The organism is Acidimicrobiales bacterium (assembly GCA_040219085.1).
GTDB lineage: Bacteria > Actinomycetota > Acidimicrobiia > Acidimicrobiales > JAVJTC01 > JAVJTC01.
The window spans coordinates 194,708-219,260 of the sequence record JAVJTC010000020.1; the positions used below are offsets into that span (position 1 = coordinate 194,708).

Here is a 24,553-nt window from a genome sequence, read left to right on the forward strand (position 1 = left end):
ATGAGGGCGGTGGTGCTCGTCGGCGGGTTCGGGACCCGTCTGCGACCCCTGACGGCCACCCGGCCCAAGCAGATGCTCCCCGTCGTGGACCGTCCGATGCTCGAACACGTCGTCGGGCGCCTCGCCGAACACGGTGTCGACAGCGTCGTCCTCTCACTGGGCTACAGGCCCGACGCCTTCTCCGAGGCGTACCCCGACGGCCGGTGTGCGGGTGTGGACCTGCACTACGCGGTCGAGCCGGAACCCCTGGACACGGCGGGCGCGATCGCCTTCGCCGCCCGCTCGGCCGGCCTGGACGACACCTTTGTCGCCCTCAACGGGGACGTTCTGACCGACATCGACATCGGACGCCTGATCGACCTCCACCATGAGCGGGGCGCTGAGGCCACCATCGCTCTCACGCCCGTGGAGGACCCGTCCCGTTTCGGCGTCGTTCCGATCGATGCGCGTGGTCGGGTCGAGGCGTTCATCGAGAAGCCGCCGACCGGAACGGCTCCGTCGAACTGGATCAATGCCGGCACCTACGTCCTCGAACCCGGCTTCGTCGACCGGATCGCGCCCGGCCGCAGGGTCTCGGTGGAACGCGACACGTTCCCGGCGCTCGTCGCCGACGGTTCTCTCTACGCGATGGGGTTCGACGACTACTGGATCGATGCCGGGACACCGGAGGCCTATCTCGACGCCAATCTGGATCTCGTTTCGGGCAGGAGGCGGGCTTCGCAGCCCTTCGGGGATCTGGCCGTGGCCCCCTCGGCGGTCGTCCACCCCGACGCCACGGTGCGGTGCTCGGTCATCGGTCCCGGCGTCACCGTCGCAGCGGGTGCGCGCATCGTGGATTCGGTTGTCGGGCGTGACTCGACCATCGGCGGCGGTGCGGGCGTGACCCGTTCGCTGATCGGGGTCGGAACCGACGTACTCGACGGCGCCACGGTGAGCGACCTCAGTGTCGTCGGCGACGGTCAGGTCGTACGCGGCGATGTGAACGGTGAACGGATCCCCGAACCGCGCTGAGCCGGTGGCTCGGCGGCGCTAGCGGAACAGGTCCTCGTCGGGATGGCGGACGAGGTCCCTTACGACGTTGCCGTCGCCCAGTGCGTCGCTGACGCCTCTGACGATCGCCACGGGCACTCCCCGGGCCTTGCCCATGACCAGGTCCGCTGCAGCGGCGATCTCGTCGACGACTGCCACCTCGGTGACCATGAGTTCGCGGCCGAGCGAGTCGCTGGTGCCGCGCAGGTCCAGAATCGCGAGGACGCCGGCGCAACCGATCGCGACGTCGGTGACTCCCCGGCGCCACGGCCGCCCGAAGGTGTCGGAGACGACCACCCCCACCTCGAGCCCGTAGTGCTCGACGAGTCCGGCCCGGATCCGTCCGGCGGAACGGTCCGAGTCACGTGGCAGCAGCGCCGCCTGTCCGAGCGCGACGTTGGAGAGGTCCACCCCGGCGTTGGCGCACACGAAACCCTGCTCGGTCTCCGAGATGATCAACTCACCGCGGCGCCGCAGTATCCGCCGGGACTCACGTTCCACCACGGGCTTGTGTGACAGCGGGTCCGCCGGATCGACGTCGACGAGACGACCCTCGGCCTTCGACACGATCTTCTGGGTGACGACGACGACGTCACCGGGTTCCAGCCGTGACCCGTTCACGTCGAGGGCGTCGACGATCAGCGCCGCTATGTCGGCGCCGGGGGTCACCTCTCCGATTCCCTCGATCGCGAGAACACGGAGTTCGGGGATGCTCATCGGGCGGCTCCGAGGACGGAGTGGGCGAGTGTGGCGGCCCGCTCGGGGGTGGACATGACGCTTTCGGTCACGACGACCCGGACGCCCAGTTCCTCGATGCGGGGTGCGAGGTCGGCGTCGACGGTGTCGATGACCATGGTCCCGGCCACGTCGCGGTGGAAGCGGGCAACGCCGACTGCCGTGGCCTCGTGGCCGAGTTCTCTCAGGAGTCGGTCGGCGGGGCCCTTCAGCGCCCGTCCCCCGATGATCGGCGACACGCCGACCACGGTGTCGCGCCGCGCCGCGAGAGCCGCGGCGATGCCGGGGACCGCAAGGACGGGGGCGACCGAGACCACCGGGTTCGAGGGTGCCAGTACGACCACGTCGGCCGTGGCGATCGCCTCGAGCACTCCGGGGGCGGGTGTCGCATCGGCCGCACCGGCGAAGTGCACGCCGGCGACGGCGACGTCGTGGGCGAGGCGGACGAAGTACTCCTGGAAGCCGACCTCGCCGCCGGACGCCAGCGTCACACGTGTGCGGACGGGGTCGTCGGTGACGGGTCGGATGTCGACGTCCACGCTGTACCCGGTGGCGATCTCCCGCGACACCTGCGACAGGGTCGCCCCTTCGGCGAGGCGCTGCGTGCGGTACAGGTGGGTGCCGAGGTCCCGGTCACCGAGGTTGAACCAGTCGATGCCGCCGAGGCGACCGAGCGTTGCCATCGCCTGCCACGACTCGTCGCGCAGGCCCCAGCCGCGTCCGGGGTCGATCTCGCCCGCCAACGTGTAGGTGATCGTGTCGAGGTCGGGGGAGATGTGCAGCCCGTGGAGGATGACGTCGTCGCCGGTGTTGACGATGGCGGTGATCGAGGCGGGATCCACCACGGCGCGCAGAGCGTTCAGCATCCGCGCGGCTCCCACTCCGCCACAGATGACGCACACGCGTGTCACCGGCGTCGTCCCGTGCCCCTCACGGCGCCGACGGGTTGGCGGGGCGCGACGCTGCGACCCGTTCGACGTCGGCGTCGACCATCGTCTCGATCAGCTCCTCGAATCCCATCCGCGCGCTCCAGCCGAGCCGCTCACGGGCCTTCGTCGGGTCGCCGACGAGCACGTCGTGCTGGTCGCCCCGGGCGAGATCGGGGTCCCGGGCGACGTGGTCGCGCCAGTCGAGGCCGAGTCGGGAGAAGGCGACCTCGCAGACGTCGGAGACGCTGTGCGTCGTTCCGGTGCAGATCACGTAGTCGTCGGGCACCGACTGGGAGACCATGGCCCACATCGCCTCGACGTAGTCGCCCGCGAACCCCCAGTCGCGACGCGCGTCGAGGTCGCCGAGGGTGAGCGTGATGCGCTCCCCGGAGGCGATGCGGGCAGCGGTGTTCGTTATCCGGCGCGTCACGAACGAGAGGCCCCGGCGCGGGCTCTCGTGGTTGTAGAGGATCCCCGACGAGGCGTGGAGCCCGTGGACGTCACGGGCGATCACCGTCAACCAGTGTGCGTGGAGCTTGGCCGCGCCGTAGGGCGAGCGTGGCCGGAAAGGGGTCGTCTCGGTCTGGGGAACCTCGGCGGGATGGCCGAACAGCTCGCTCGACGACGCCTGGTACAGGCGACACCGCGGGTGGTGACGCGCGACGGCGTCGAGGATCCTGGCCGCGCCGAGTGCCGTCGCCTCGGCGACGCCGATCGGATCGTCGCTGGGCACGAAGCTCGGGGCGGCCAGGTTGTAGAGCTCGTCGGGACGGATGGCGGTGACGAGGTCCGCGACGACGCCTTCGACAGCGACGTCGCCGATCAGGACCTCGACCCGGTCGTCGAGGACGCCCGCCTCCGACCGGTCGGGCACACGGCGGGTCAGGCCGGTGACCTGGTAGTCCCGTTCGAGGAGGAACTCGGCGAGGTAGGAGCCGTCCTGGCCACAGACACCCGTGATGAGAGCGTGGGGCACGTCAGCGTTGGGCTTGTCGCACCGCCGACGTGCGGCGACCGACCTCGCGAGCGACGATCGTCAGCGGCATCGTCAGCATCTCCGGGGTGCGGGCGACGATGTCGTCCACGAGACGGGTCACCTCCCTGTCGACGACGCCGGCGTCGACGAGAAGCCGTTGGATCTCGACGCGGCGGACGTTGACGCGCTGAACGGCCAACAGGCCGAAACCCGCGCCGACGTATGCGGCGTCGCGGGCCCATCGGAGAGGAGTCGGGAGGCTCATGGAAGGTCCTGGGGGGTACCGGACTTCGGTGAGGCGCCAGGGTACCCTGCGCCACCAGTGGAATCTCCAGGTCGTCTCCTCCCGACGACCGGGCAGACCCCGGTGGATCGTCCGGCGGCCCCTTCGGTGCGCGTCGTCGTCGTGGCCCATGACCCCGGTGAGTGGTTCGAGGACAGCCTGGCGTCGATCGCCGCGCAGGACTACCCACGTCTGTCCGTGTCGGTCGTCGCGTCCGGCGCTGCCGGCGCCGACGACGCATTCGGCGCGCGCGTCCACCGGGTGGTGGCCGATGCCGAGATCGTGCCGCTTCTCGCCGACCGGGGCTTCTCGCCTGCGGCGAATGCTGCGATCGGTGGCGCGAGCGGCGCGTTCCTGCTGATCTGTCACGACGACGTGGCGCTGGCTCCCGACGCCGTGCGCCTCCTGGTGGAGGAGGCGGTCCGTTCGAACGCCGCCGTCGTCGGCCCGAAGCTCGTGGACTGGGACGATCCGCGCAGGATCCTCCAGGTCGGGCTCGGTGCCGACAAGACGGGTGCGGAGTCACCTCACGCCGAACGTGGCGAACTGGACCAGGAACAACATGACGCCGTGCGTGACGTGTTCGCCGTGCCGAGCGCGTGCATGCTCGTGCGCCGGGACCTCTTCGAGGCTCTCGGTGGCTTCGACGAGGTGATGTCGTTCCACGGCGAGGACCTCGACCTGTGCTGGCGGGCCCATGTCGCGGGTGCCCGGGTGATGCTCGTGCCCGATGCCGTCGTACGCCACCGCGAAGCGCTCGCCACGCGTCGCGACACCGCCGACGCGCAACGCCTGCGACGGCGTCACGAAGTCCGGATGGTCCTGTCGAACTACGGCTTCGTGCACTCCCTGATGGTCATCCCCCAGGCGATCCTGTTCGCCCTCGCGGAGATCGTCGTCGCCTGTGGCTCGCTGCGATTCGGGCGGGCACGCGAGATCGCGTCGGCATGGGTGTGGAACTTCGGACACTTCGCCGGGATCGTCGGTCGTCGTCGTTCGCTCGCCCCGTTGCGACTCCTCCCCGACGGTGAGGTCAGGCACCTGCAGGTGCGCGGTTTCGCACGGCTCAGCGCCTTCTTCCGGGAACGCAGCCTCGACGACATCGACCGCGGTGGCGTCGTCGAACGTGGACGCGAGCTGGCTCGCCAGGCGCGTTCGGGACCGATGCGGGTGTCGCTGCTCACCTGGGCCCTCGTCCTCGTCGTGTTCTTCTTCGGGTCTCGTCACCTCGTCACGAGGGGCATCCCGGTGGTGGGGGACCTGGCCCCGTTCGGTGACGGGCTCGGCGACCTCTACAGCGGCTGGTTCGACTCGCTGAGGACGACGGGCCTGGGCTCCGACGGCTGGGCGCCACCCGGGTTCGCCGTGCTCTCACTGGCGGGGACATTCGCCTTCGGTCAACTCGGCCTGTTGCGGACCGTCCTCGTTCTGGGGGCCATCCCCGTTGGTGGGCTCGGCGTGTCACAGCTGCTGAGGCCGTTCTCGAGTCGGGCCGTGGCACTGGTGGGCGTCATCACCTACCTCGTCATCCCGCTGCCGTACAACGCCCTCGCCAACGGATCCTGGACGGCACTGATCCTGTACGGCGCAGCGCCGTGGGTCCTCGCCCGCCTCGCATCGGCTGAGGCTCTGCCACCGTTCGGACTCGTCGAGCGGGGGACCGCCCGGGGCCATGTCGTCGTTCTCGGCCTCGTCGTCGGCGCGGTCGGGGCGTTGGCGCCCGAGCTCGTACTCCTCGTCGGCTTCATGATGGTGGCCATGGCACTGGGGTCTCTGGTCGCCGGCACGACGCCGCATGCCGGCCGTCTCCTCGCCGCCGGAGTCGGTGGGGTCGTGTTGGCGCTCGTCCTGGAGCTGCCGTGGGTCCTCGACCTCATCGGTGGCGACCGGTCCTGGACGCCGCTGCTCGGGGCGCGGTCCACCGCCGCGGGGGAACTCGGCGCAGGCGAGCTGATGCGGTTCGCGATCGGTCCCCTCGACCCCGGTGTGGCCGGATGGGCCCTGCTCGGAGCGGCTTCCCTGTCGGTCGTATTGGCCCGTGACTGGCGTCTCGTGTGGGCCGTGCGTGGTTGGACGCTCTACGTCGGCGCCGTGTCTCTGACGTGGGTGGGTCAACAGGGTTGGTTCACCCAGTCGATCCCCCGTGCCGAGGTCCTCCTGGTGCCCGGTGCCGTCGGGCTCGCACTCGCCGTGGGAATGGGAATGGCGAGCTTCCAGTTCGATCTGCACCAGTACGGGTTCGGTTGGCGCCAACTCATCCCCGCAGCGGCCGCGGCTGCGCTCGTGGTGGCGGCGGTGCCCGTGCTCGGCGCCAGCTTCGACGGACGCTGGGACATGCCCCGCGGGGATTTCACGACCTCGCTCGCCGGGCTGGCCGACGATGCCGCCGACGACTCGTTCCGCACCCTGTGGATCGGCGACGCCGACGTGCTCGGGCTCGGTGCGTGGCCGCTGGACGACGAGACCGCCTTCGCCGTGGCACCCGGTGCCCAGCCCGCGGTCACCGCGCGCTGGCCGGGACAACTCGACGACGCGACCGCAGCGGTCGCCGACGTTCTGGACGCGTCAGTCGCCCGGGGGACCGATCGTCTCGGACGGCTGTTGGCTCCGATGGGCATCCGCTACGTGGTGGTCGTCGAGCGTCTGGCGCCAGCGCCATTCGGCGCCATCGAACGACCGGTGGACCCTCTCCTGGTGGAGCGACTCGCCGAGCAACTCGACCTCGAGCGCCTGGACACCCGCGAGGGCCTCGTGGTGTTCCGCAATGCCGAGCCGGCGGCCCTCACGCTGGCCGTGGAGAGCGGGCGACTCGACGGCACCACCGACCCCTTCGACGCGAACACGATCCGGATCGACCCCGAGGCCCTCGTGTTCGGACCCGGCGCCGACGGCCGGGTCAGCGCGACGGTCGGTTCCGACCGGGACGTCTTCGTCTCCAGTGCGGCAGGGGACTGGCAGGTCAGCATCGACGGGGCGTCCGTGGACGGCGCCTCCGCATACGGATGGGCCGAGGTGTTCGACACCTCCGCGACGGGAGGCATCGTCGACGTCGAGCGGTCCACGCCGACGTCGCACCGCCTGATCCTCGTGGCTCAGATCCTCCTGTGGCTCGTGGTCGCGGCCTACGGCCTGCGTGAGCTCGCCCGACCGGTGAGGGCGGCTGCGTGAACGCCCTCCGTTGGCCGGCGCTGATCATCCTGCCGGCGCTGTTGATCCTCGTCGGTGTGCTCGACACCCGTGATCGCGACGAGCCCGACGACGCCGCGGCGGTCGAGGTGGTGACCGTCCCCGTCTCCGGTGCACCCGGTGACGACGGCTGGTCCTGGTACTGCCCCTCCGGTTTCGTGGACCCCGACGGGACGACGAGGCTGGTGCTCACGAACCCGACCACATCGCCGTCGGAGGTCGTGCTCACCGTGCACACGGCGGTCCCCAACATCGCAGGCACGTCCAACGCCCAGGACCCGGTCGTCGAGACACTCACCGTCGGTGCGGCCGACTCGATCGACGTCGAGCTCGGACCGCTCGCAACCGATCGTCTGCCCGAACTCGACGGTCTCGCGGAGTTCGCCATCGCCGTGCTCGTCGAGACGGCCGAGCCCGAAGTCGTCGCGGAGATGGTCTACAGCGGTCCGCAGCGTTACTCGTCGGTGGCGTGTACCCCCTCGCCGGCCGACAGGTGGATGCTGGCCGCGGGAACCACCCAGCGCGGGGCCCGGCACCTGCTCACACTGTTCAACCCGTTCCCTGACGCCGCTGTCGTCGACGTCGCCTTCGCCACCGACGACGGAGCCCGTCGGCCCGACGAGTTCTCCAACGTCGTCGTTGGGGCCCGCTCGGTGCTCACTCTCGACATCGGCATGGTCGTGGCCCGGCGCGAACAGGTGTCGACGACCGTGGATGTCGTCAGCGGGCGTGTCGTCGCCGGCAGGATCGAGACATGGGACGGCTCCGAGGGCCTCAACGGGATCGAGTTGGGTCTCGCAGCGCGGCCGGCCCTGCAGTGGTTCTTCGCGGCGGGCTCAGGTCCGGAGGGGACCACCACGAGCTATGTCATCTACAACCCGGGTGAGCGCGTCGCCGAGGTCGAGTTGGAGTTCCAGGTGGACGAGGCGGCCGCTCTCCCGGTCACGCCGTTCCCGCTGACCGTGCCCGCGGGTCAGCGCGTGGTCGTGGTGGTCAACGAGGGCGAACCGCACCCGTTGCCGGACAGCCAGGTCGTGTCGACGGCCGAACGGCTGCCCGAGGCCGTTGCGCACTGGGCTGTGGTGCGGTCGTTCAATGCGCAACCGGTGGTGGTCGAACGCGTCGTCACCACGGCGACGGAAACCACCGGGGTCGGCGTGTCCACATCGCTGGGTACATCGCTGGGAGCGACGATGATCGTCGTCGGCAACGACGCGTCCGTGGCGGGCCCGGTCCCTGTCATCGACGTGGTGAACCCCTCGGCGGCGACCATCAGTCGTGTCTCCGTCTCGGTGATCCTCGACGGCGAGATCCTCGAGGTCCCGTCACTGTCCGATGTCGAGGTCGGGCCGCGAAGGCGGGCGGTCATCGACCTCGCCGACCACTCGGTCGGTCAGGCCGAAGCCTTCATCGTGGAGGCGACGACGCCGGTGATCGTCGAGACGGTACGGGACGGCTTCGTGACACGTCCGGGGATACCCCGCAGCGACACCGCCGTGGAGCCCGACCTTTTCTCCTTCTGAGTCGGGCCCACGGCGTCGCGGTCAGGGGCAGGTCGCCTCGAGGGTGCCGTCGACCTCAGCACCGTTGTTCGTGTCGTCGATGAACGACGCCTCGGCGGTGACGTTCTTGCCGTCGACCTGGATGAACTCCTCGCTGTTGAGGAAGGGCAGTGCGGAAAGCGACACACGCTGATTCTCGAAGTCCTCGATGTCCTGGAGGTCGACGGAGTGCCCGAAGGAGTCGATCGACACGTACAACTGGAGTCCGTCGGTGATTCCCGTGACGACGAGTTCCGCGCCTTCCTGGCCGATCTCGTCGGGACCGAACGCACAGACGACGGCGTCGAAGGTGTAGGTCTCGCCGCCGACGGTCAGGGTCGCTCCGCCGCCACCCTGTGACTCGATGGCGTCCTCGACGGTCTGGCGCTGGTCCTCGATGAAGTCGTCGACCTCGTCGTCGCCGGTGGGGCCTTCGGAGGACCCGTCGGTCGCGTCCTCGATGGCGTCGCCTGCGTCCTCGGCGGCGTCGCCTGCGTCCTCGATGGCGTCGCCTGCGTCCTCGGCGACCTCGCCGGCACCTTCGGCGACGTCATCTGCGATGTCGCCCGCACTGGTGTCGTCATCGTCGCCTCCGCACGCGGCGGCAGCGAGAGAAACGCACAGGAGGGCGAACAGGAGTCGCAGAAGTGACGTGGGCATGAGGGTCTCCTCGGGTGGGGGGTGGTTCGATCATCGCGCGCGGGTCGGTACCGGTCGCTTCACCGGTCGGAGGGGTCCGATCAGTGATCCTGGGCGACGTGAGAGCGGAGTTCGGCCTCGTGTTCGTCGCTGAGCGGTCCGAGAACGGCAACGCCGACGCGGCCCTCCCGGTCGACGAGGACCGTGAGTGGGACGGCGTCGATGCCGTAGCGGCGGTGCAGGTCGGGCTCGGCGCCGTACTCGACGTCGTGGACGATCACATCGGCGGAGGCCAGCGCCTCGACGCGCTCACGGACCCTTTCGCACGACGAGCAGTCCGCCGAGGTGAAGGTCACCAGCAGCCAGCCCTGCGGACCGACGCCGAGGTCCCGACGGCGGATGTGGGTCGGGACCGTTCCCGTCGGAGCCGGGGAGGTGTTCGATGCGGCACGGCGTCGTGCGGCGAGGGCCACGGCCGTTGCGACGACGGCGACCGCGAGAACGACGAGGAACGGGGTGATCAGCCCGGCGGCGGTGGCGCGGCCGGCGCGGTGTAGGGGGTCGAACCGGTCGATGCGGGAGCGTCGTCGACTGGGGTCTCAGCTTCGTGGTCGCCGGAGCCGTTTCCGAACGACCCCACCGGCGGCCGGGTGATCACGTCGGACACCTTGCCGTCGCCGTCACCGCTGATCGCGATCAGTCGCACGACTTCATCGCCGGAGATGGTCTCGTGGTCGAGCAGAGCCTTGGCCACGAGGTCCAGGCTGTTGCGGTTCTCGGTGATGAGCTCCCGACATCGGTTCTCCGCCGTGCGCAGGATGCCTTCGACCTCCTCGTCGATCACCCGCGCGGTCTCGTCGGAGTACTCGCGGGTGTGCATCATGTCCTCGCCGAGGAAGACCTCGCCCTGGCTACCCCACGCCATGGGGCCGACACGGTCACTCATGCCCCATTCGCGGACCATCTTGCGGGCGAGTTCGGTGGCGCCGACGAGATCGTTGTTGGCGCCGGTGGAGATCACGTCGAAGACCACGTCCTCCGCGATCCGCCCGCCCATGCGCAACACGAGCGAGTCCTCGATGTAGTCCTGGCGGTAGATGTGACGTTCCTCGGCGGGCAGCTGCATCGTGACACCGAGTGCCATGCCGGAGGGGATGATGGTGACCTTGTGGAGCGGATCCGACGTCGGTAGGAGCGCCGCGCAGAGCGCATGGCCCGCCTCGTGGTAGGCGATTGCCTCCTTCTCGTCGTCGGAGAGAGCCATCGAGTCACGGGACTGCCCCATGATCACCCGGTCGCGGGCGTACTCGAAGTGACGGGCCTCGATCTTGTCGTCCCCGCCGCGCACGGCGAACAGTGCCGCCTCGTTGACGAGGTTCGCGAGGTCTGCGCCGGACATGCCCGGGGTGCCCCGGGCGACGACGCCGAGGTCGACGTCGTCGCCGAGCTTCTTCGACTTCACGTGGACCTCGAGGATCTGGCGGCGGTCCTCGAGTTCGGGCAGCGGCACGATGACCTGACGGTCGAAGCGGCCCGGGCGCAACAACGCAGGGTCCAAGATGTCGGGGCGGTCGGTGGCGGCCATCATGACGATGCCCTCGGTGGCTTCGAAGCCGTCCATTTCCGAGAGCATCTGGTTGAGTGTCTGCTCGCGCTCGTCGTGGCCGCCGCCGAGGCCGGCCCCGCGCTTGCGGCCTATGGAGTCGATCTCGTCGACGAAGATGATCGCCCGGCCCAACTTGCGGGCCGACTGGAACAGGTCCCTGACCCGCGACGCTCCCACGCCGACGAACATCTCCATGAAGTCCGAACCGGTCACGGACAGGAACGGAACACCGGCTTCGCCTGCGACCGCACGGGCGATGAGGGTCTTACCCGTACCCGGCGGGCCGACCAGCAGCACGCCCTTGGGGATCCGGGCGCCGATCTGGGCGAACTTCTCGGGGTGCTTGAGGAAGTCGACGACCTCGGTGATCTCGGTCTTGACGCCCTCGTACCCCGCGACGTCTTCGAAGGTGGTGCCGGGACGCTCGGTCGAATAGGTCTTGGCCTTGGAGCGACCGATGGACATGATCCCGCTCATCTGGCCCTGGGCGCGACGGTTCAGCCACCAGAAGAAGAGGATCAGCAGGCCTACGGGCAACAGCAGCGGCAGCAGGCTGATCCAGAAACTCGACTGGGGCGTGTCGAACTCGACGGTCGGGATGTTCTCCCGCATGAACTCGAGGTCGGCGTCGGGAATCTGCAGCGGACCCGTCGTGGTGAACTCGGAACCGTCGGCGAGAGTGCCGTCGATCTCGCCGTTGTTGTTGTCGACCTTGACCTCGGTGACCTGGCCCTCACCGACCTGGACGAGGAACTCGTCGTAGGCGATCGGGTCGCCGCTGTCACCGCTGAGAACGGCCGGAAGGACGAAGATGGCCACGATCGCCGCGAGCGCGACCCATGCGATCCATCGGGGCCAACCGGTCTGTTGACCTTCCGGCGTGGGCTCGCGATGGGAGTTTCGGCGCTCCGGAGGCGGAGGCGGTGGCGGAGGAGGGGGCTCCGACGGCATGGATCCATGGTACGGCCAACCGATGGTCCTGCGGTGGTCGTGGACCGGTCGCGGGATCGGGTCGGCTGCCCGGTGGGTCACTCCTAGGCTTGGGTAGGTGAGTGCTGATGCGCCCGAGGCGGCGACCGGGCCGACCTGGGGACTGCGTGAAGCCGTCGTCGGCCTCCTTGTCGGAACCTTCGCTTCGGTGCTCGTGGGTGGCGCGGTCTTCGCAGTGGACGATTTCGACGTGGACGCCCCGACCGGCCTCGGCGCCTACGTGGGACGCGTCGTGGCCCAGGTCGTGTCGGGCGTCGAGGCGTCGGCACCGGGCCCGCCTCTCTCGTTGATCGCGTTGCTCCAGATCCCGCTGTGGATCGGTCTGCTGGGTGCACCGCTGTGGGCCGTGCGGGCCCGCGGTGGGAGCGTCGTCTCGGACCTCGGGGCGTCGATGCGCCCAGGCGACGTGCCGACCGGACTCGTGATCGGCGTCGTCGCCCAGTTGGTGATGGTGCCGTTGATCTACCTGCCGCTGACCCCGTTCATCGACACGGACGAGGTCGCCGATGCGGCTCGCGAACTCACGGTGAAGGCGACAGACGGTGTGGGCGTCGTCCTGCTCGTTCTCGTCGTGGTCGTCGGCGCCCCGATCGTCGAGGAACTTTTCTTCCGTGGGCTGCTCATGGGCGCGCTCGGTAGGCGGTGGGGTGCGGCGGTCGCCGTCGTCGGCTCCTCGTTCGTGTTCGGCATCGTCCACCTCCAGCCCCTCCAGTTCCCGGCTCTCATGGCGTTCGGTCTCGTCGCCGCATGGCTCGTCCGACGCGACGGACGTCTGGGGCGGGCGGTGTGGGCCCACGTCGCGTTCAACGCGACGACCGTGGTAGTGCTGCTCACGTAGCTGCGTGTGGGGGCCCCGATGGGCCATGAGTCCCAAAGAGGGCCCGGTCGCTCACATCGCCGCGCGGGGCGCCGATCCGCACTCTGAGCGATACGGAGTCGGAGGAACGAAATGGCGCAGCGCTGTCCCGAGTGCGAACGCGAACTCGTCGAGATCCGCATGGAACGCGGCACGCGCACCTTCACGTTGCGGTCGTGTTCGTCGTGTGACCGTCGCGAGTGGAATCTCGACGGTGACCACGTACCCCTGAACGGCGTCCTCGCCGAGATCAGCGAGTTCGAAGCCGCCAGCCGCTGACAGGCGGGGATCGCCGCGGACGGCGACCTGCCCCACCCGTCCCGCTCGTGGGACCATGGCGCCGCGATGGCCGGCGTCACCCTCGACCGAACGGGTTCTTCCCGGATCCCGCTGATCCCACGGTCCCGTCGGGTCGCGCTCCGCCTCGAGCGCGTCCGAGAGGCATCGGCCGAATCATGGATCTCCGCGGTGGTCGTCGCTGGATGCTGTCTCTTCGTCTTCTGGCAGCTGGAGCCGCAGCTGCTGCTGCGGGACACGACCCCCGCCGGCGGCGACATGGGGGCACACGTCTGGGGCCCGGCCTTCCTACGGGACGAGCTGCTGCCCCGGTTCCGCCTCAGCGGGTGGAGCCCGGACTGGTACGCGGGTTTCCCCGCGTTCCACTTCTACATGGTGATACCCGCGCTGGTGATCGCCGTGTTGTCGTTCGTCGTTCCCTACGGCGTGGCGTTCAAGCTGGTGGCCGTGGCGGGTGTCGTGTCGCTACCGCTGTCGGCCTGGGCACTCGGCAGACTGACCAGGGCTCCGTTCCCGGTCCCGCCGCTGCTCGCTCTCTTCAGCCTCTTCTTCCTCTTCGACCGCTTCTACTGGATCTGGGGTGGGAACGTGGCGTCCACCCTCGCAGGGGAGTTCGCGTTCTCGATCTCGCTCAGCCTGGCCCTCGTCACGATCGGCGTGATGTACCGCGGCTGCGCCGAAGGGCGGTACCGGGTCCTCGCCGCCGTGCTCGCCGCTCTGACGGTCCTCACGCACCTCATCCCCGCCATCTTCATGGCCGTGTGCGCGCTGGTGCTCGCGTTGACCGACACCCGGCGACGACGCATCGAGTGGTTCGTCGTCGTCGCGGTCCTGTCGGCGTGTCTGAGCGCGTTCTGGATCCTCCCGTTCTGGTGGCGGCGCGCCTATTTCAACGACATGGGCTGGCGCAAGGTCACCGCCTACTGGCCCAACCTGTTCCGGGACGACCTGTGGTGGGTGTACGCGCTCGCGTCGGTGGGTGTGGTGGTGGCGATCCTCGGCGGGTCCCGCCTGGCGCGGCTGCTGGCCGTCGTGGCCGCCGTGTACGGACTCGCATTCCGGTTCGCTCCGCAGGGCCGACTCTGGAACGCCCGGCTGTTGCCCTTCTACTACCTGTGTCTGGTCCTGTTGGCCGCGATCGCGATCGGTCTGGTCGTGCGGGCGCTCACAGGTGGACCGTCGCTGCTGGCCGGCCGGGACGGGACCGGGCCGTCGCGTCGGCGGCTCGCCGCGGCCCTGTCCGTTCCGGCGGCTGCGGTCGCGGTGCTGATCGACGACGTCGCCTTCAACGGCGTGATCGCCAGGGTGGTCCTCGAGGTTCTGATGGGTGCCGACGGCGTCGAGGCCCGGCGCCTACAGGGTCAGATGACGGACCCCGCGTCATGGGTGGCCCAGGGTGCCGTCGCCGGTGCGGTGGTGGAGCTCGTCCGGGTGATTCCGGTGTCGGGTCGACTCGTTCGGCGGTCACGGTCGGCGGCGCTCGGCGCCCTCGCCGTGACGGCGCTGGTCGTGGTCGGCGCCGTCGCGATCCCGCTGCACAGCCTCGGCGGGTTCGGGGATACCGACGCCGACGGCCGGTACGGGGTCGCACTCCCCGGAACCGACGCCGTGGCCTTCGGAACGGCGTCGTCGAGTTTCGTGCCCTCGTGGGCCCGCTGGAACTTCTCGGGCTACGAGGGCAAGGCCGCCAACGCCGCGGGCGGGGGGTACCTCGAGTACCACGCGGTGGTGACGACGATGGAACGTATCGGTGAGACCCGGGGGTGCGGCCGGGCGATGTGGGAGTACGACAAGGACGTGCTCGACAGTTACGGGACGCCGATGTCGTTGATGTTGCTGCCGCACTGGACCGACGGCTGCATCGGTTCGATGGAGGGCCTGTACTTCGAGTCATCCGCCACGGTGCCCTACCACTTCCTGGTCCAGTCGGAGCTTTCCGCCTCGCCGAGCCGGGCGATGCGTGACATCCCCTACGGACCCTTCGACATCGACCGCGGTGTGGCCCACCTGCGTGAGCTCGGCGTGCGTTACCACCTCGCAGTGAGCGACCGCGCTATCAGCGAGGCCCGCGCCGACAGCGACCTCGTCGAGATCGACAGAGCGGGGGCATGGGTCGTCTTCGAGGTCAGCGGCTCGGAGCTGGTGTCCGCTCTCGACGCCGATCCGGTGGTGGTCGAGGGCATCGACGGCTCGGCCGACTCGTGGCTCGACGTGGGGGTGGAGGCTTTCGTTGCCTCCACGGACGTCGTGATCGCGGCCGACGGTCCCGACGAGTGGCGCCGCGTCGAGGTCTCGCAGCTCGGAGCTGTGCTCGACGCAGCTCCGCCGCCGCCCGCCTACCGCGACGTCTCGGTGAGCGACATCGAGACCGACACCGACCGGGTGTCCTTCGTGGTCGACGAGGTCGGCGTGCCGGTCGTCGTCAGGGTCTCCTATTTCCCGAACTGGGAGGTCGACGGGGCCGAGGGGCCTTGGCGGATCGCCCCCAACCTGATGGTGGTCGTCCCCACCGACACGAACGTCACGCTGCGCTACGGCTGGACGGGCATCGACGCGGCCGCCTATCTGGTGACAGGACTGGGCATCGTGACGGCCCTGGGTCTCGCTCGGCGTCCCGACGTTCTCGCATGGGGCCTTCGGGACACTCCGGACGCAGATCCGGTCCCGGATCCCGATCCGGACCCAGACGCGGATCCGAACCCGGATCCCGATCCGGACCCAGACGCGGATCCGAACCCAGATCCCGATCCGGTGCTGCCGTGAGGACCGTCTCGGTCGTCGTCCCCGCCTACGAGGAGGCCGATGTGATCGCCACGAGCCTTCAGCGTCTGCGCGCCGAACTGCCCGGCGCACTCGGCTCGTCCGGCGTCGAGCTGGTCGTCGTCGACGACGGCTCACGTGACGAGACGGCGGCCGTCGCTCGAAAGTGGGCCGATGTCGTCGTCGAGTCGCCGCGCAACCGGGGGAAGGGTCATGCGGTGCGCACCGGCATGGCCGTCGCCACCGGCGACGTGGTCGCCTTCTGCGACGCAGACCTCGCCTACCCGCCCTCCGTCATCGCCGCCGTGCTCGCGCCGGTCCTCGACGGCGCCGATGCCGCGTTGGGGGACCGCCGACTCGCTCCGGGCGCCGCGGCCCCGAGTCGCCTGCGGCGCATCGGCGGGTGGGCGATCTCGGTGGTCGCCGGACGCTTTCTCGTCGGGCGGCGCCTCGACACGCAGTGCGGTCTCAAGGCGTTCACCGCGACCACGGCCCGCGACGTCTTCGGGCGGTGCCGGGTGGACGGCTTCGCGTTCGACGTCGAGGTGATCCATCTCCTCGACAGGCGCGGTCACTCCTTCGTGCAGGTGCCGGTGTCCGTCGACAACCGCGTGTCGTCGTCGGTCCGCCCGTTACGTGACGGTGTCTCCCTGCTGCGCGACATCGCCCGCATCCGCACCCGTTCCCGGCGGGGCGACTACGGGCCGCGCGTCGTTCCGGGGAGTTCCCCGGCACGCGGTAGTGTCGCCTCGTGACGGACCTCGATGCCATCGTCAAGGCCTACGACATCCGTGGTGTGGTGCCCGACCAACTCGACGCCGATCTGGCGGGACGCCTGGGTGCCGCGTTCGGGCGTTTCATCCGCGACGACGACCCCGGGGTGACCGAGGTCCTGCTCGGACGCGACATGAGGGAGTCGGGGGTCGCTCTGAGTGAGGCGTTCGCCGAGGGCGTGATGTCCCAGGGCCTCGACATCGTGGATCTCGGGCTCATCTCCACGGACCTCCTCTACTACGCATCCGGCTCACGCGGCGCCCCGGGCGTGGTGTTCACCGCCTCGCACAACCCCGCCGAGTACAACGGCATCAAGTCGTGCCGGGCCGGGGCGGCCCCGATCGGGGCGGAGTCGGGTCTCGCGGAAATCCGCCGACTCGCCGCTGAGGGCGTGGAGCCGGCCGACACCCGCGGCGAGAGGCGGTCCGAGGACCTCCTCGAGGACTTCGTCGCCCATGTCCACGCGCTGGTCGGCGTCGCAGGGATCGGCGCCGTGAAGGTGGTGGCGGACGTCGCCAACGGGATGGGGGGCCTCGTGGTTCCGGCGATGTTCGCCGGGCTGCCGGTGGACCTGGAGGTCATGTACCCGGAGCTCGACGGGACGTTCCCCAACCACCCGGCCGACCCGATCCAGGTCGAGAACCAGCGTGACCTGCGGGACCGCGTCCTCGAGGTCGGCGCCTCGATCGGCCTGGCATTCGACGGCGACGCGGACCGTGTCTTCATCGTCGACGAGCACGCCGAGCCGCTGTCGGGCTCCACGACCACGGCGATGGTCGGGGCGGCGCTGCTGGGCCGTGAGCCCGGTGGCACGGTCCTCTACAACCTGATCTGTTCCAAGTCCGTCCCCGAGATCGTCACCGAACGCGGCGGAACCGCTGTTCGGACGCGGGTGGGGCACTCCTACATCAAGTCGACGATGGCCGAGACGGGAGCGATCTTCGCCGGTGAGCACTCGGGCCACTACTACTTCCGCGACAACTACCGGGCCGATTCAGGGGTCATCGCCGCGCTCACGATCCTGCGCCTGATGGCCGAGTCGGGCCAGCCGCTCTCAGAGCTCCGCAAGCCCTTCGAGCGCTACGCCGCATCGGGGGAGATCAACCTCCGCGTCGGCGATCAGGGTGCCGTGATCGACCGGGTCCGCGCCGCATACTCCGATGCCGATCTCGACGAGTTGGACGGGCTGACGGTGGACCTCGGAGACTGGTGGTTCAACCTTCGAGCCTCCAACACCGAACCGCTGTTGCGACTGAACCTCGAGGCGCCCGACGCGGACTCGGTCGACGCGCACGTCGCCGAGGTGCGGGCGATCATCGACGGCGGCTGACGAAAACGACGAACCGAGGACGACAATGACACTGGACCGCCGCCTGCTCGACATCCTCGCCTGCCCCGAGGACAAGGGTCCGCTGCTCTATTTCGAGGCCGACGATTTCCTGTACAACCCGCGCCTGCACCGCAGGTACCGGATCGATGACGGCATCCCTGTCATGCTCATCGACGAGGCCGACAACGTCGACGAGGCCGAGCACGACTCGATCATGGCGCGTGCGGCCGAACTGGCGATCGAACCGACGTTCACACCGTGAGCGCGCAACGGATCGACACGCTCGGAATGTGGGACGCCTTCGCCGGGCTCCCCGACCAGGTGGAGGCCGCCGTCGCGGCGGCACAGGCCGTCGACGGGCTACCGGACCCCAAGGGCATCACGAACGTACTCGTCCTCGGAATGGGCGGTAGCGGGATCGCGGGGGACTTCCTGACCGTCACCGCGGGACCGTTCATGTCGCTACCCGTCGTCGTGGTGAAGAACTACACGACGCCGTCCTACGTCTCGGAATCGACCCTGGTCATGGCCGTGTCGGCGTCGGGGAACACGGCCGAGACGGTCGAGGCGACGATCACCGCGGCCTCACTCGGGGGCCAGGTCGTCGCCGTCACCGGCGGCGGACGGCTCGGTGAACTCGCCCGGGGCTGGGGGGCGCCCGTCGTTCCCGTCGACGCCTCGATCCCGATGCCACGTGCGGGTCTGGGGGCCGTTGCGATCCCGCCGCTGGTCGTGTTGGAGCGAATGGGGTTCTTCCCCGGGGCGGGGGAGTGGATCGGCCTGGCGGTCGAGCAGCTCAGGCGACGTGGCGCGGAGCTGACCGGGCCCGCGAGTCCCGCTCTCGATCTCGCCCGGCGGATCGGCCGGACGCTGCCGATCATCTACGGCGGCGGTGGCACCGGTGACGTCGCCGCGCGGCGCTGGAAGACCCAGATCAACGAGAACGCCAAAGTCCCGGCCTTCTCCAACACCGTGCCCGAGCTGTGTCACAACGAGGTCGTCGGTTGGGGCCAGCACGGTGACGTGACGCGGCAGGTCTTCTCGCTCGTGTTCCTGCGTCACGACGACGAGCACCCCGCCGTCGGTGAGACGTTCGCCGTCCTGTCCGAGATGATCGGCGAGGTCGTCTCCGACATCCACGAGGTGGAGGCCGGCGGTGACGGCGTCATCGCCCAGGTTCTCGACATGATGATGTTCGGAGACGCCGTCTCCCTCGAGATGGCCGGCCTCGAGGGAATCGACCCGGGTCCGATTCCGGCCATCGCCGAGCTCAAGTCCCGCCTGGAGGGGCTGGTCTAGGCCCGCTTCCGCTCGCCGGCGGGGCGCGACCGGCGCGTCGGTAGGGTGGCCGCCGTGAAGATCACAGGGAACGACTACAAGGTTGCCGACCTCTCGCTCGCCGAGTACGGACGCAACGAGATCCGCCTCGCCGAGAACGAGATGCCCGGGCTGATGGCCCTGAGGGCGCGGTACCACGACGACCAGCCGCTGGCCGGCGCGCGCATCACCGGCTCGCTGCACATGACCGTGCAGACGGCGGTGCTGATCGAGACCCTGACGGCTCTCGGCGCGGAGGTCCGGTGGGCGTCGTGCAACATCTTCTCGACCCAGGACCACGCCGCGGCAGCGGTCGTCGTGGGTCCGACCGGAACCCCCGACGGTCTCGAGGGTGTCCCGGTGTACGCATGGAAGGGCGAGAGCCTCGAGGAGTACTGGTGGTGCACCGAACAGGTGCTGCGCTGGCCGGGCGGCGCCGGGCCGACGCTGATCGTCGACGACGGAGGTGACGCCACGCTCCTGGTCCACAAGGGCGTGGAGTACGAGAAGGCGGGCGCCGTTCCCGACGCGGCCGACGACGACCCCGACGAGTGGAAGATCATCCTCGACACGCTGCGGCGTATCCAGACCGAAGACGACGAGGTGTGGGGTCGGGTGGCCGCCGACATCCGCGGTGTGTCCGAGGAGACGACCACCGGGGTGAACCGGCTCTACCAGATGCGTGACGCGGGGACCCTGCTGTTCCCGGCCATCAACGTGAACGACTCGGTCACCAAGTCCAAGTTCGACAACCTCTACGGGATCCGGCACTCGCTCATCGACGGCATCAACCGTGCCACCGACGTGATGATCGGCGGAAAGATCGCCGTGGTCTGCGGCTACGGCGACGTCGGCAAGGGTTGCGCCCAGAGCCTGCGCGGTCAGGGCGCCCGGGTGATCGTCACCGAGATCGATCCGATCTGCGCCCTGCAGGCCGCCATGGAGGGTTTCGAGGTGCGCACCCTCGAGGACGTCATGGAGATCGGCGACATCTTCATCTCGTCGACCGGCAACAAGGACGTCATCTCGGTCGAGCACATGGCCCGGATGAAGAACCAGGCCATCGTCGGCAACATCGGCCACTTCGACAACGAGATCGACATGGCCGGCCTCCTGAAGCTCTCGGATGTGCAGCGGATCACCATCAAGCCCCAGGTCGACGAGTTCGTCTTCCCCGACGGTCACTCGATCATCGTCTTGTCCGAGGGGCGGCTGTTGAACCTCGGCAACGCGACGGGCCACCCGAGCTTCGTCATGTCGTGTTCGTTCACGAACCAGGTGATCGCTCAACTCGAGCTCCAGCGTGAGGCCGAGAGCTACGGACTCGACGTCGTGACCCTGCCCAAACACCTCGACGAGGAGGTCGCCCGGTTGCATCTCGACGCTCTGGGCGTGCGCCTCACGGAGCTGTCACCCGAGCAGGCGTCGTACCTCGGCATCGCCGTCGACGGCCCCTACAAGCCGGATCACTACCGGTACTAGGGCACTCCACGGCGACGAGCTGCCGCGGCGCGTGGGTGCCCGCGGTGTCCGTCAGCCCGGCTGGCGCCATCGGGCCGTGTCGGTGCCTGACAGGGGCGCCGGTCGGGTTGGTTCGGGCCCGGCAGGTGGCTCCGTCACGGGGCCGAGGGGTGGTGGCGGCAGGTGGGCGAGTCCCTTCGTCTCGCGGACGAACTCGGCGATGTCGGCTGCGCTCGGTTCGTGGTGTCGGGTCGTCAGCATGCGGTCGACGCCGGTTGCCGCTCTCGTGCGCCAGTCCCGGTCTTCTGTCAACGACCGACACGAGGCGTCCGCGGCGTGCTCGTGGGCCTCAGTCGACGTGAAGGTCGCGAAGCCGACGCCCGCTGAACGAAGGCGCTGCAGCAGTCGTTCGTGGGCTGTCACGAGTTCGGTCAACGAGGCGTCGCGGGCCCACTGTGCGAGGCAGCGGTCGTGGTCGACGAGGTGGATCCCCACGTTGCCCGACGCGACCAGACCTCGTCCGTCGGTCGTGACGGACGTGGTGATCGCCACCGGAGCCTTCAGGAAGAAGGTGAACGCACTTCGCGGTACCCGGGCGATCGAGAGTTGGCAGGCGCTGCCTTCGCGCGTCAGCTCGACGGCCCGGCCCACGCGCGGGGTCTCGGTGATCTCAATGACCCGCCATCCACCGGATACGGCCTCGGCCACGAGGGTCTCCGCCCAGGACGGGATGGTCGCTGCTGGTACCGGAGTGGACGCGGGTGGTGCTTCTGTCACGCGCATGCAATAGCGGTACATCGAGAGTCGCAGGACGGGGACAATGGCCAATGCGGCCATGATCCCTAGACGCGTTCCCGAGCCCCAGGGGTTCGAATCGAAGTCCGGAACGAGCGTTGCGGAGATCGAGCCCACGAGCAGCCAGGTGGCGAGACAGAGCCACTCGACACCGGGTCGACCGGCGCCCAGTCCGATGTGATGCAACATCGTGTTGATCAGTCGGCCGACTGCCAACCCGACGACGATCGTGACCACGAGCAGGGTTGCGAAGTCCACAGCCCGTCATCGGCACACAAAGAGTGGTTCTTGAGTTCCTGCCTGAGGAATCGATCCGTGTGCCGCCACTTCGATTCCGTTTCCGCCGGCCGATGTACGCGATCGCGTACATCTCGGCCAGTTTCGCAGACGGGGCCCTTGAGCGGCGGCGCGACGTCGGAGTTTCGATCTCCGGTTCAGACCCCGGATATCCGCAATTGCGGATATCGGCGTGTGTCCCACCGATTTGCAGTCTGCAGGAACACCCGCACGAGGAGCCTGAAGACCGCGCCGGCCGTCGCGTCGAGCACCGCCGGTCAGGGGGCGAAGTGGTCCAGCGCCTCGGTTGCGCAGCGCAGAGCGTCGGTGATCGCCTCGTCCTGGTTGATGTAGCGGTACGTCGCGAGTCGGCCGGCGAACAGGACGGGGATGTCGAACGCGTCCGCGATCTCGGCCATCAACTCCCCGTTGCGGGTCGTGTTGCGCCCGTCGACGCGGGGAACCGGGTAGTGGCGAGCCGGTGAGCCGGGGATCTCCTCGCTGACGACGGTCCCGAGGATCGACTGCCCGGTCGCGTGCTTGGTCTCGACCGTGCGTGTGTACGGGACCCGCAGCGACGGTCGGTTGACGACGTAGGCAGGGGTGACCGTCCCGTCGGGAGTGTCCGTCGGCACGTAGCGGGACCGCATCTCGATCCCGCGCCACTCGAGTTCACCGGGACATCCGGCGAAGTCGTCGAGCGGCGCCGTGATGACCGCCATGTCGAACTCCGCGGCCAGGTCGTCGGCGTGGTCCATCGAGATCGTCGCACCGGCGGTCACCGAGACCGGAGCCAGGATCGCCTCGATGATCGAGTTGACCCCTTCCGCCTCGAAGAACTCCCAGGTATCGCGGAACAGGCGTCGGTACCCGTCGTCGCGCAGTTCGACCCGCTTGGGCGCGAAGCGGGCGGACAGCTCACGGGGGTCGCGGTCCCACTGCTTGACCGTGTAGTCGCGGATGAACAGGCCGTACAGGGTGGGCCCCATGAGCGAGATGACGTGTTCCTCGAAGCTCTCGCCGATGGGTTCGGGCGGAAGCTCGGCCAGTTCGCGTTCCACGACCGGCCAGATCGGCAGCTCACGCAGTTCGGCCACCTGGGGCGGCCACGACAACAAGCGGGGCTCGTCATCGTCGGGGGAGAGGTACACCTCGGTGACCACGACGTGTTCGTAGGGCCGACCCATCCCGAAGCGACTCACGTAGTCCTTCACGGTCGGATCCGACGTGTGGAAGATGTGGGCGCCGTTGGGCTCGTAGACCACGCCGTTGAGCGTCTCGACGCGGCTGTGGCCGCCCACGACGGCCGCGCGTTCGAGGACCTCGACGCGGTGGCCGGCGTCGGTCAGCTCGCGGGCCACGACCGCTCCGGTCCACCCGGCGCCGATCACTGCGATTCTCGCCATGGGCGCAGTCTGGCATCTGTTCGACGGAGCGTCGGGATCGTCGAGAGCGGTGCGCCCGGGAGGCTGTCACCGTTGACCCGTAACGTCGCCGCGGTGCTCATCACCTCCACCTGCCCGCTGTGTGCCACGCCGGGACCGGCCCCCTGCGACGCCTGCCTCGCGGGGTTGCCGTCGGCGCACGATCCGCCCCGGGTTCCGGGCCTGGACTCGCTCGGGGTCCGCTTCGCCTACGAGGGGGCCACGCGCCGCCTGGTCGCCGCACTGAAGTACCGCAACGCCCGCCGGGTGGTGCCGCGGCTGGCGGCCGAACTCGCCGGCGTCGTCACCCGCCGTCCCGATGTCGTCACCTGGGTTCCCGCTGCACCGGTGAACCGTCGACGGCGTGGCTACGACCAGAGTGAGGTCCTCGCCCGTCGCCTCGCTCGTCGTCTGGGGGTACCCGCCAGGCGTCTGCTCGCGCGGCGCGGTGGTGCTCAGACGACGGCCACGCGCGAGGAGCGTCTCACGGGGCCGATCCTGGCCGTCCGGCGAGCGGTGCACGGCTCGGTGCTCGTCGTCGACGACGTGGCCACCACCGGCACCTCGCTCGCTGCAGCCGCAGCAGGTCTCCGGACCGCAGGTGCCCGGCGTGTCGACGCGGTTGTCGTGGCCGCGCGACCAGAGCGGACCTTCGGCATTTCAAAAGAGGGTGCCTGTGGCCGTAACATCTCATGACCGCAGTCCTTACGGAGGATGACGTGGACGTTTCCATCAGCAGCCGCCACACCCATGTGAGCAGTCGTCTCGACGAGTACACCCGCGACAAGATCGGTCGCCTCGACCGGTTCGTCGACGGTCTGGACCTCGCGGAGGTGCATTTCTCCGAGGAGCGCAACCCGCGCATCTCCGACAAGGAGGTGTGCGAGGTCACCTTGTCGGGCCACGGTCACCATGTGCGGTGCAAGGTCGCCGCTCCGGATGCCTTCAGCGCCGTGGACATCGCCGTCGAGAAGCTCGAGCGCCAGCTCCGCAAGCTCAAGACGAAGCTCGTCAACCGCTGGCACCGAGGTGCCCCGGTTCAGCCGACCCAGCCGCCCATCGAGGTCGAGATGGAGCCGCTGGAGACCGCCGAGCCCCAGATCGTGCGTACCAAGTCGTTCACTCTGGACCCGATGACGCCCATCGAGGCCGTCCAGATGCTGGAGCTCGTCTCGCACGACTTCTACTTCTTCACCAATGCCCAGACCGGCCGTGGGGCTGTCGTCTATCGGCGCCACGACGGCGACTACGGCCTCATCGACCACGCCGAGGACGAAGCGGACGAGAGCCTCGACGGCGATCGGGTGGGTAGCGGCGTCTCCGGCTGAGACCGGGCGGTGGTGTCCGGG

Annotated in this window: 22 protein-coding genes; 13 read left to right on the plus strand and 9 right to left on the minus strand. The window is 69.2% G+C overall.

Annotation, left to right across the window (positions count from 1 at the left end; genetic code table 11):
- Complete coding sequence (locus RIE08_08330; protein MEQ8717607.1) at positions 1–1,011, plus strand: NDP-sugar synthase; 1,011 nt, start codon at positions 1–3, stop codon at positions 1,009–1,011.
- A gap of 18 nt (positions 1,012–1,029) precedes the next feature.
- Here RIE08_08330 and cofE read toward each other — a convergent pair whose 3' ends face one another.
- The 4 genes from cofE to RIE08_08350 are packed head-to-tail and all read right to left on the minus strand — an operon-like array spanning position 1,030 to position 3,934.
- Complete coding sequence (gene cofE / locus RIE08_08335; GenBank protein ID MEQ8717608.1) at positions 1,030–1,746, minus strand: coenzyme F420-0:L-glutamate ligase; 717 nt, start codon at positions 1,744–1,746, stop codon at positions 1,030–1,032.
- Positions 1,743–2,675 (minus strand): 2-phospho-L-lactate transferase, encoded by a 933-nt coding sequence (gene cofD / locus RIE08_08340; GenBank protein ID MEQ8717609.1) that lies wholly within the window; start codon positions 2,673–2,675, stop codon positions 1,743–1,745. Before cofD ends, cofE begins: the two co-directional genes overlap by 4 nt.
- A gap of 19 nt (positions 2,676–2,694) precedes the next feature.
- Positions 2,695–3,669, minus strand: coding sequence for a GDP-mannose 4,6-dehydratase (locus tag RIE08_08345; protein ID MEQ8717610.1), 975 nt, complete (start codon positions 3,667–3,669; stop codon positions 2,695–2,697).
- 1 nt (position 3,670) lies between these two features.
- A complete protein-coding gene (locus tag RIE08_08350; protein ID MEQ8717611.1) occupies positions 3,671–3,934 on the minus strand; it encodes a hypothetical protein in 264 nt (87 codons plus the stop codon).
- A 57-nt stretch (positions 3,935–3,991) separates the two neighbouring features.
- Here RIE08_08350 and RIE08_08355 point away from each other — a divergent pair, with 57 nt between their 5' ends.
- Positions 3,992–7,120: a glycosyltransferase family 2 protein gene (locus tag RIE08_08355; protein MEQ8717612.1), complete on the plus strand. Its 3,129-nt coding sequence runs from the start codon at positions 3,992–3,994 to the stop codon at positions 7,118–7,120.
- Positions 7,117–8,661, plus strand: a complete 1,545-nt coding sequence (locus RIE08_08360) for a DUF5719 family protein (GenBank protein MEQ8717613.1) — start codon at positions 7,117–7,119, stop codon at positions 8,659–8,661. The genes RIE08_08355 and RIE08_08360 overlap by 4 nt, the downstream gene beginning before the upstream one ends.
- 21 nt (positions 8,662–8,682) lie before the next feature.
- Here RIE08_08360 and RIE08_08365 read toward each other — a convergent pair whose 3' ends face one another.
- From RIE08_08365 to ftsH, 3 genes are all read right to left on the minus strand, one after another.
- Positions 8,683–9,339, minus strand: coding sequence for a hypothetical protein (locus RIE08_08365; protein ID MEQ8717614.1), 657 nt, complete (start codon positions 9,337–9,339; stop codon positions 8,683–8,685).
- Between the two features lie 80 nt (positions 9,340–9,419).
- On the minus strand, positions 9,420–9,791 hold the full coding sequence (locus RIE08_08370; GenBank protein ID MEQ8717615.1) for a thioredoxin family protein: 372 nt from the start codon (positions 9,789–9,791) through the stop codon (positions 9,420–9,422).
- A 47-nt stretch (positions 9,792–9,838) separates the two neighbouring features.
- Positions 9,839–11,875, minus strand: coding sequence for an ATP-dependent zinc metalloprotease FtsH (gene ftsH, locus RIE08_08375; protein ID MEQ8717616.1), 2,037 nt, complete (start codon positions 11,873–11,875; stop codon positions 9,839–9,841).
- Between the two features lie 97 nt (positions 11,876–11,972).
- Here ftsH and RIE08_08380 point away from each other — a divergent pair, with 97 nt between their 5' ends.
- The 8 genes from RIE08_08380 (at position 11,973) to ahcY (ending at position 20,730) form a co-directional block, all read left to right on the plus strand.
- On the plus strand, positions 11,973–12,752 hold the full coding sequence (locus RIE08_08380) for a type II CAAX endopeptidase family protein (GenBank protein MEQ8717617.1): 780 nt from the start codon (positions 11,973–11,975) through the stop codon (positions 12,750–12,752).
- Positions 12,753–12,863: 111 nt separating this feature from the next.
- Entirely contained in the window at positions 12,864–13,049 is a 186-nt protein-coding gene (locus RIE08_08385) for a hypothetical protein (protein MEQ8717618.1), read from the plus strand.
- Positions 13,050–13,115: 66 nt separating this feature from the next.
- The gene (locus RIE08_08390; GenBank protein MEQ8717619.1) at positions 13,116–15,830 is read left to right on the plus strand and encodes a hypothetical protein; all 2,715 of its coding nucleotides are present in this window, start codon (positions 13,116–13,118) and stop codon (positions 15,828–15,830) included.
- Positions 15,827–16,582 (plus strand): glycosyltransferase, encoded by a 756-nt coding sequence (locus tag RIE08_08395; protein MEQ8717620.1) that lies wholly within the window; start codon positions 15,827–15,829, stop codon positions 16,580–16,582. The genes RIE08_08390 and RIE08_08395 overlap by 4 nt, the downstream gene beginning before the upstream one ends.
- Positions 16,579–17,931, plus strand: coding sequence for a phosphomannomutase/phosphoglucomutase (manB, locus tag RIE08_08400; GenBank protein ID MEQ8717621.1), 1,353 nt, complete (start codon positions 16,579–16,581; stop codon positions 17,929–17,931). Before RIE08_08395 ends, manB begins: the two co-directional genes overlap by 4 nt.
- A gap of 25 nt (positions 17,932–17,956) precedes the next feature.
- Positions 17,957–18,193, plus strand: coding sequence for a Trm112 family protein (locus RIE08_08405; protein MEQ8717622.1), 237 nt, complete (start codon positions 17,957–17,959; stop codon positions 18,191–18,193).
- Positions 18,190–19,230 (plus strand): bifunctional phosphoglucose/phosphomannose isomerase, encoded by a 1,041-nt coding sequence (locus RIE08_08410; protein MEQ8717623.1) that lies wholly within the window; start codon positions 18,190–18,192, stop codon positions 19,228–19,230. Before RIE08_08405 ends, RIE08_08410 begins: the two co-directional genes overlap by 4 nt.
- Positions 19,231–19,284: 54 nt before the next feature.
- Positions 19,285–20,730, plus strand: coding sequence for an adenosylhomocysteinase (gene ahcY, locus RIE08_08415; GenBank protein ID MEQ8717624.1), 1,446 nt, complete (start codon positions 19,285–19,287; stop codon positions 20,728–20,730).
- 51 nt (positions 20,731–20,781) lie between these two features.
- Here ahcY and RIE08_08420 read toward each other — a convergent pair whose 3' ends face one another.
- Both RIE08_08420 and RIE08_08425 read right to left on the minus strand, forming a co-directional pair.
- Positions 20,782–21,762, minus strand: coding sequence for a hypothetical protein (locus RIE08_08420; protein MEQ8717625.1), 981 nt, complete (start codon positions 21,760–21,762; stop codon positions 20,782–20,784).
- A gap of 296 nt (positions 21,763–22,058) precedes the next feature.
- Positions 22,059–23,186 (minus strand): UDP-galactopyranose mutase, encoded by a 1,128-nt coding sequence (locus RIE08_08425; protein ID MEQ8717626.1) that lies wholly within the window; start codon positions 23,184–23,186, stop codon positions 22,059–22,061.
- Between the two features lie 72 nt (positions 23,187–23,258).
- On the opposite strand from RIE08_08425, the gene RIE08_08430 reads away from it, so the two are divergent.
- Both RIE08_08430 and raiA read left to right on the plus strand, forming a co-directional pair.
- Complete coding sequence (locus tag RIE08_08430; protein MEQ8717627.1) at positions 23,259–23,900, plus strand: phosphoribosyltransferase family protein; 642 nt, start codon at positions 23,259–23,261, stop codon at positions 23,898–23,900.
- Positions 23,897–24,532 carry a ribosome-associated translation inhibitor RaiA gene (gene raiA, locus RIE08_08435; GenBank protein ID MEQ8717628.1) on the plus strand — a complete coding sequence of 212 codons (636 nt, stop codon included), beginning with the start codon at positions 23,897–23,899 and terminating at the stop codon, positions 24,530–24,532. The genes RIE08_08430 and raiA overlap by 4 nt, the downstream gene beginning before the upstream one ends.
- The last annotated feature ends 21 nt before the right edge of the window (positions 24,533–24,553 follow it).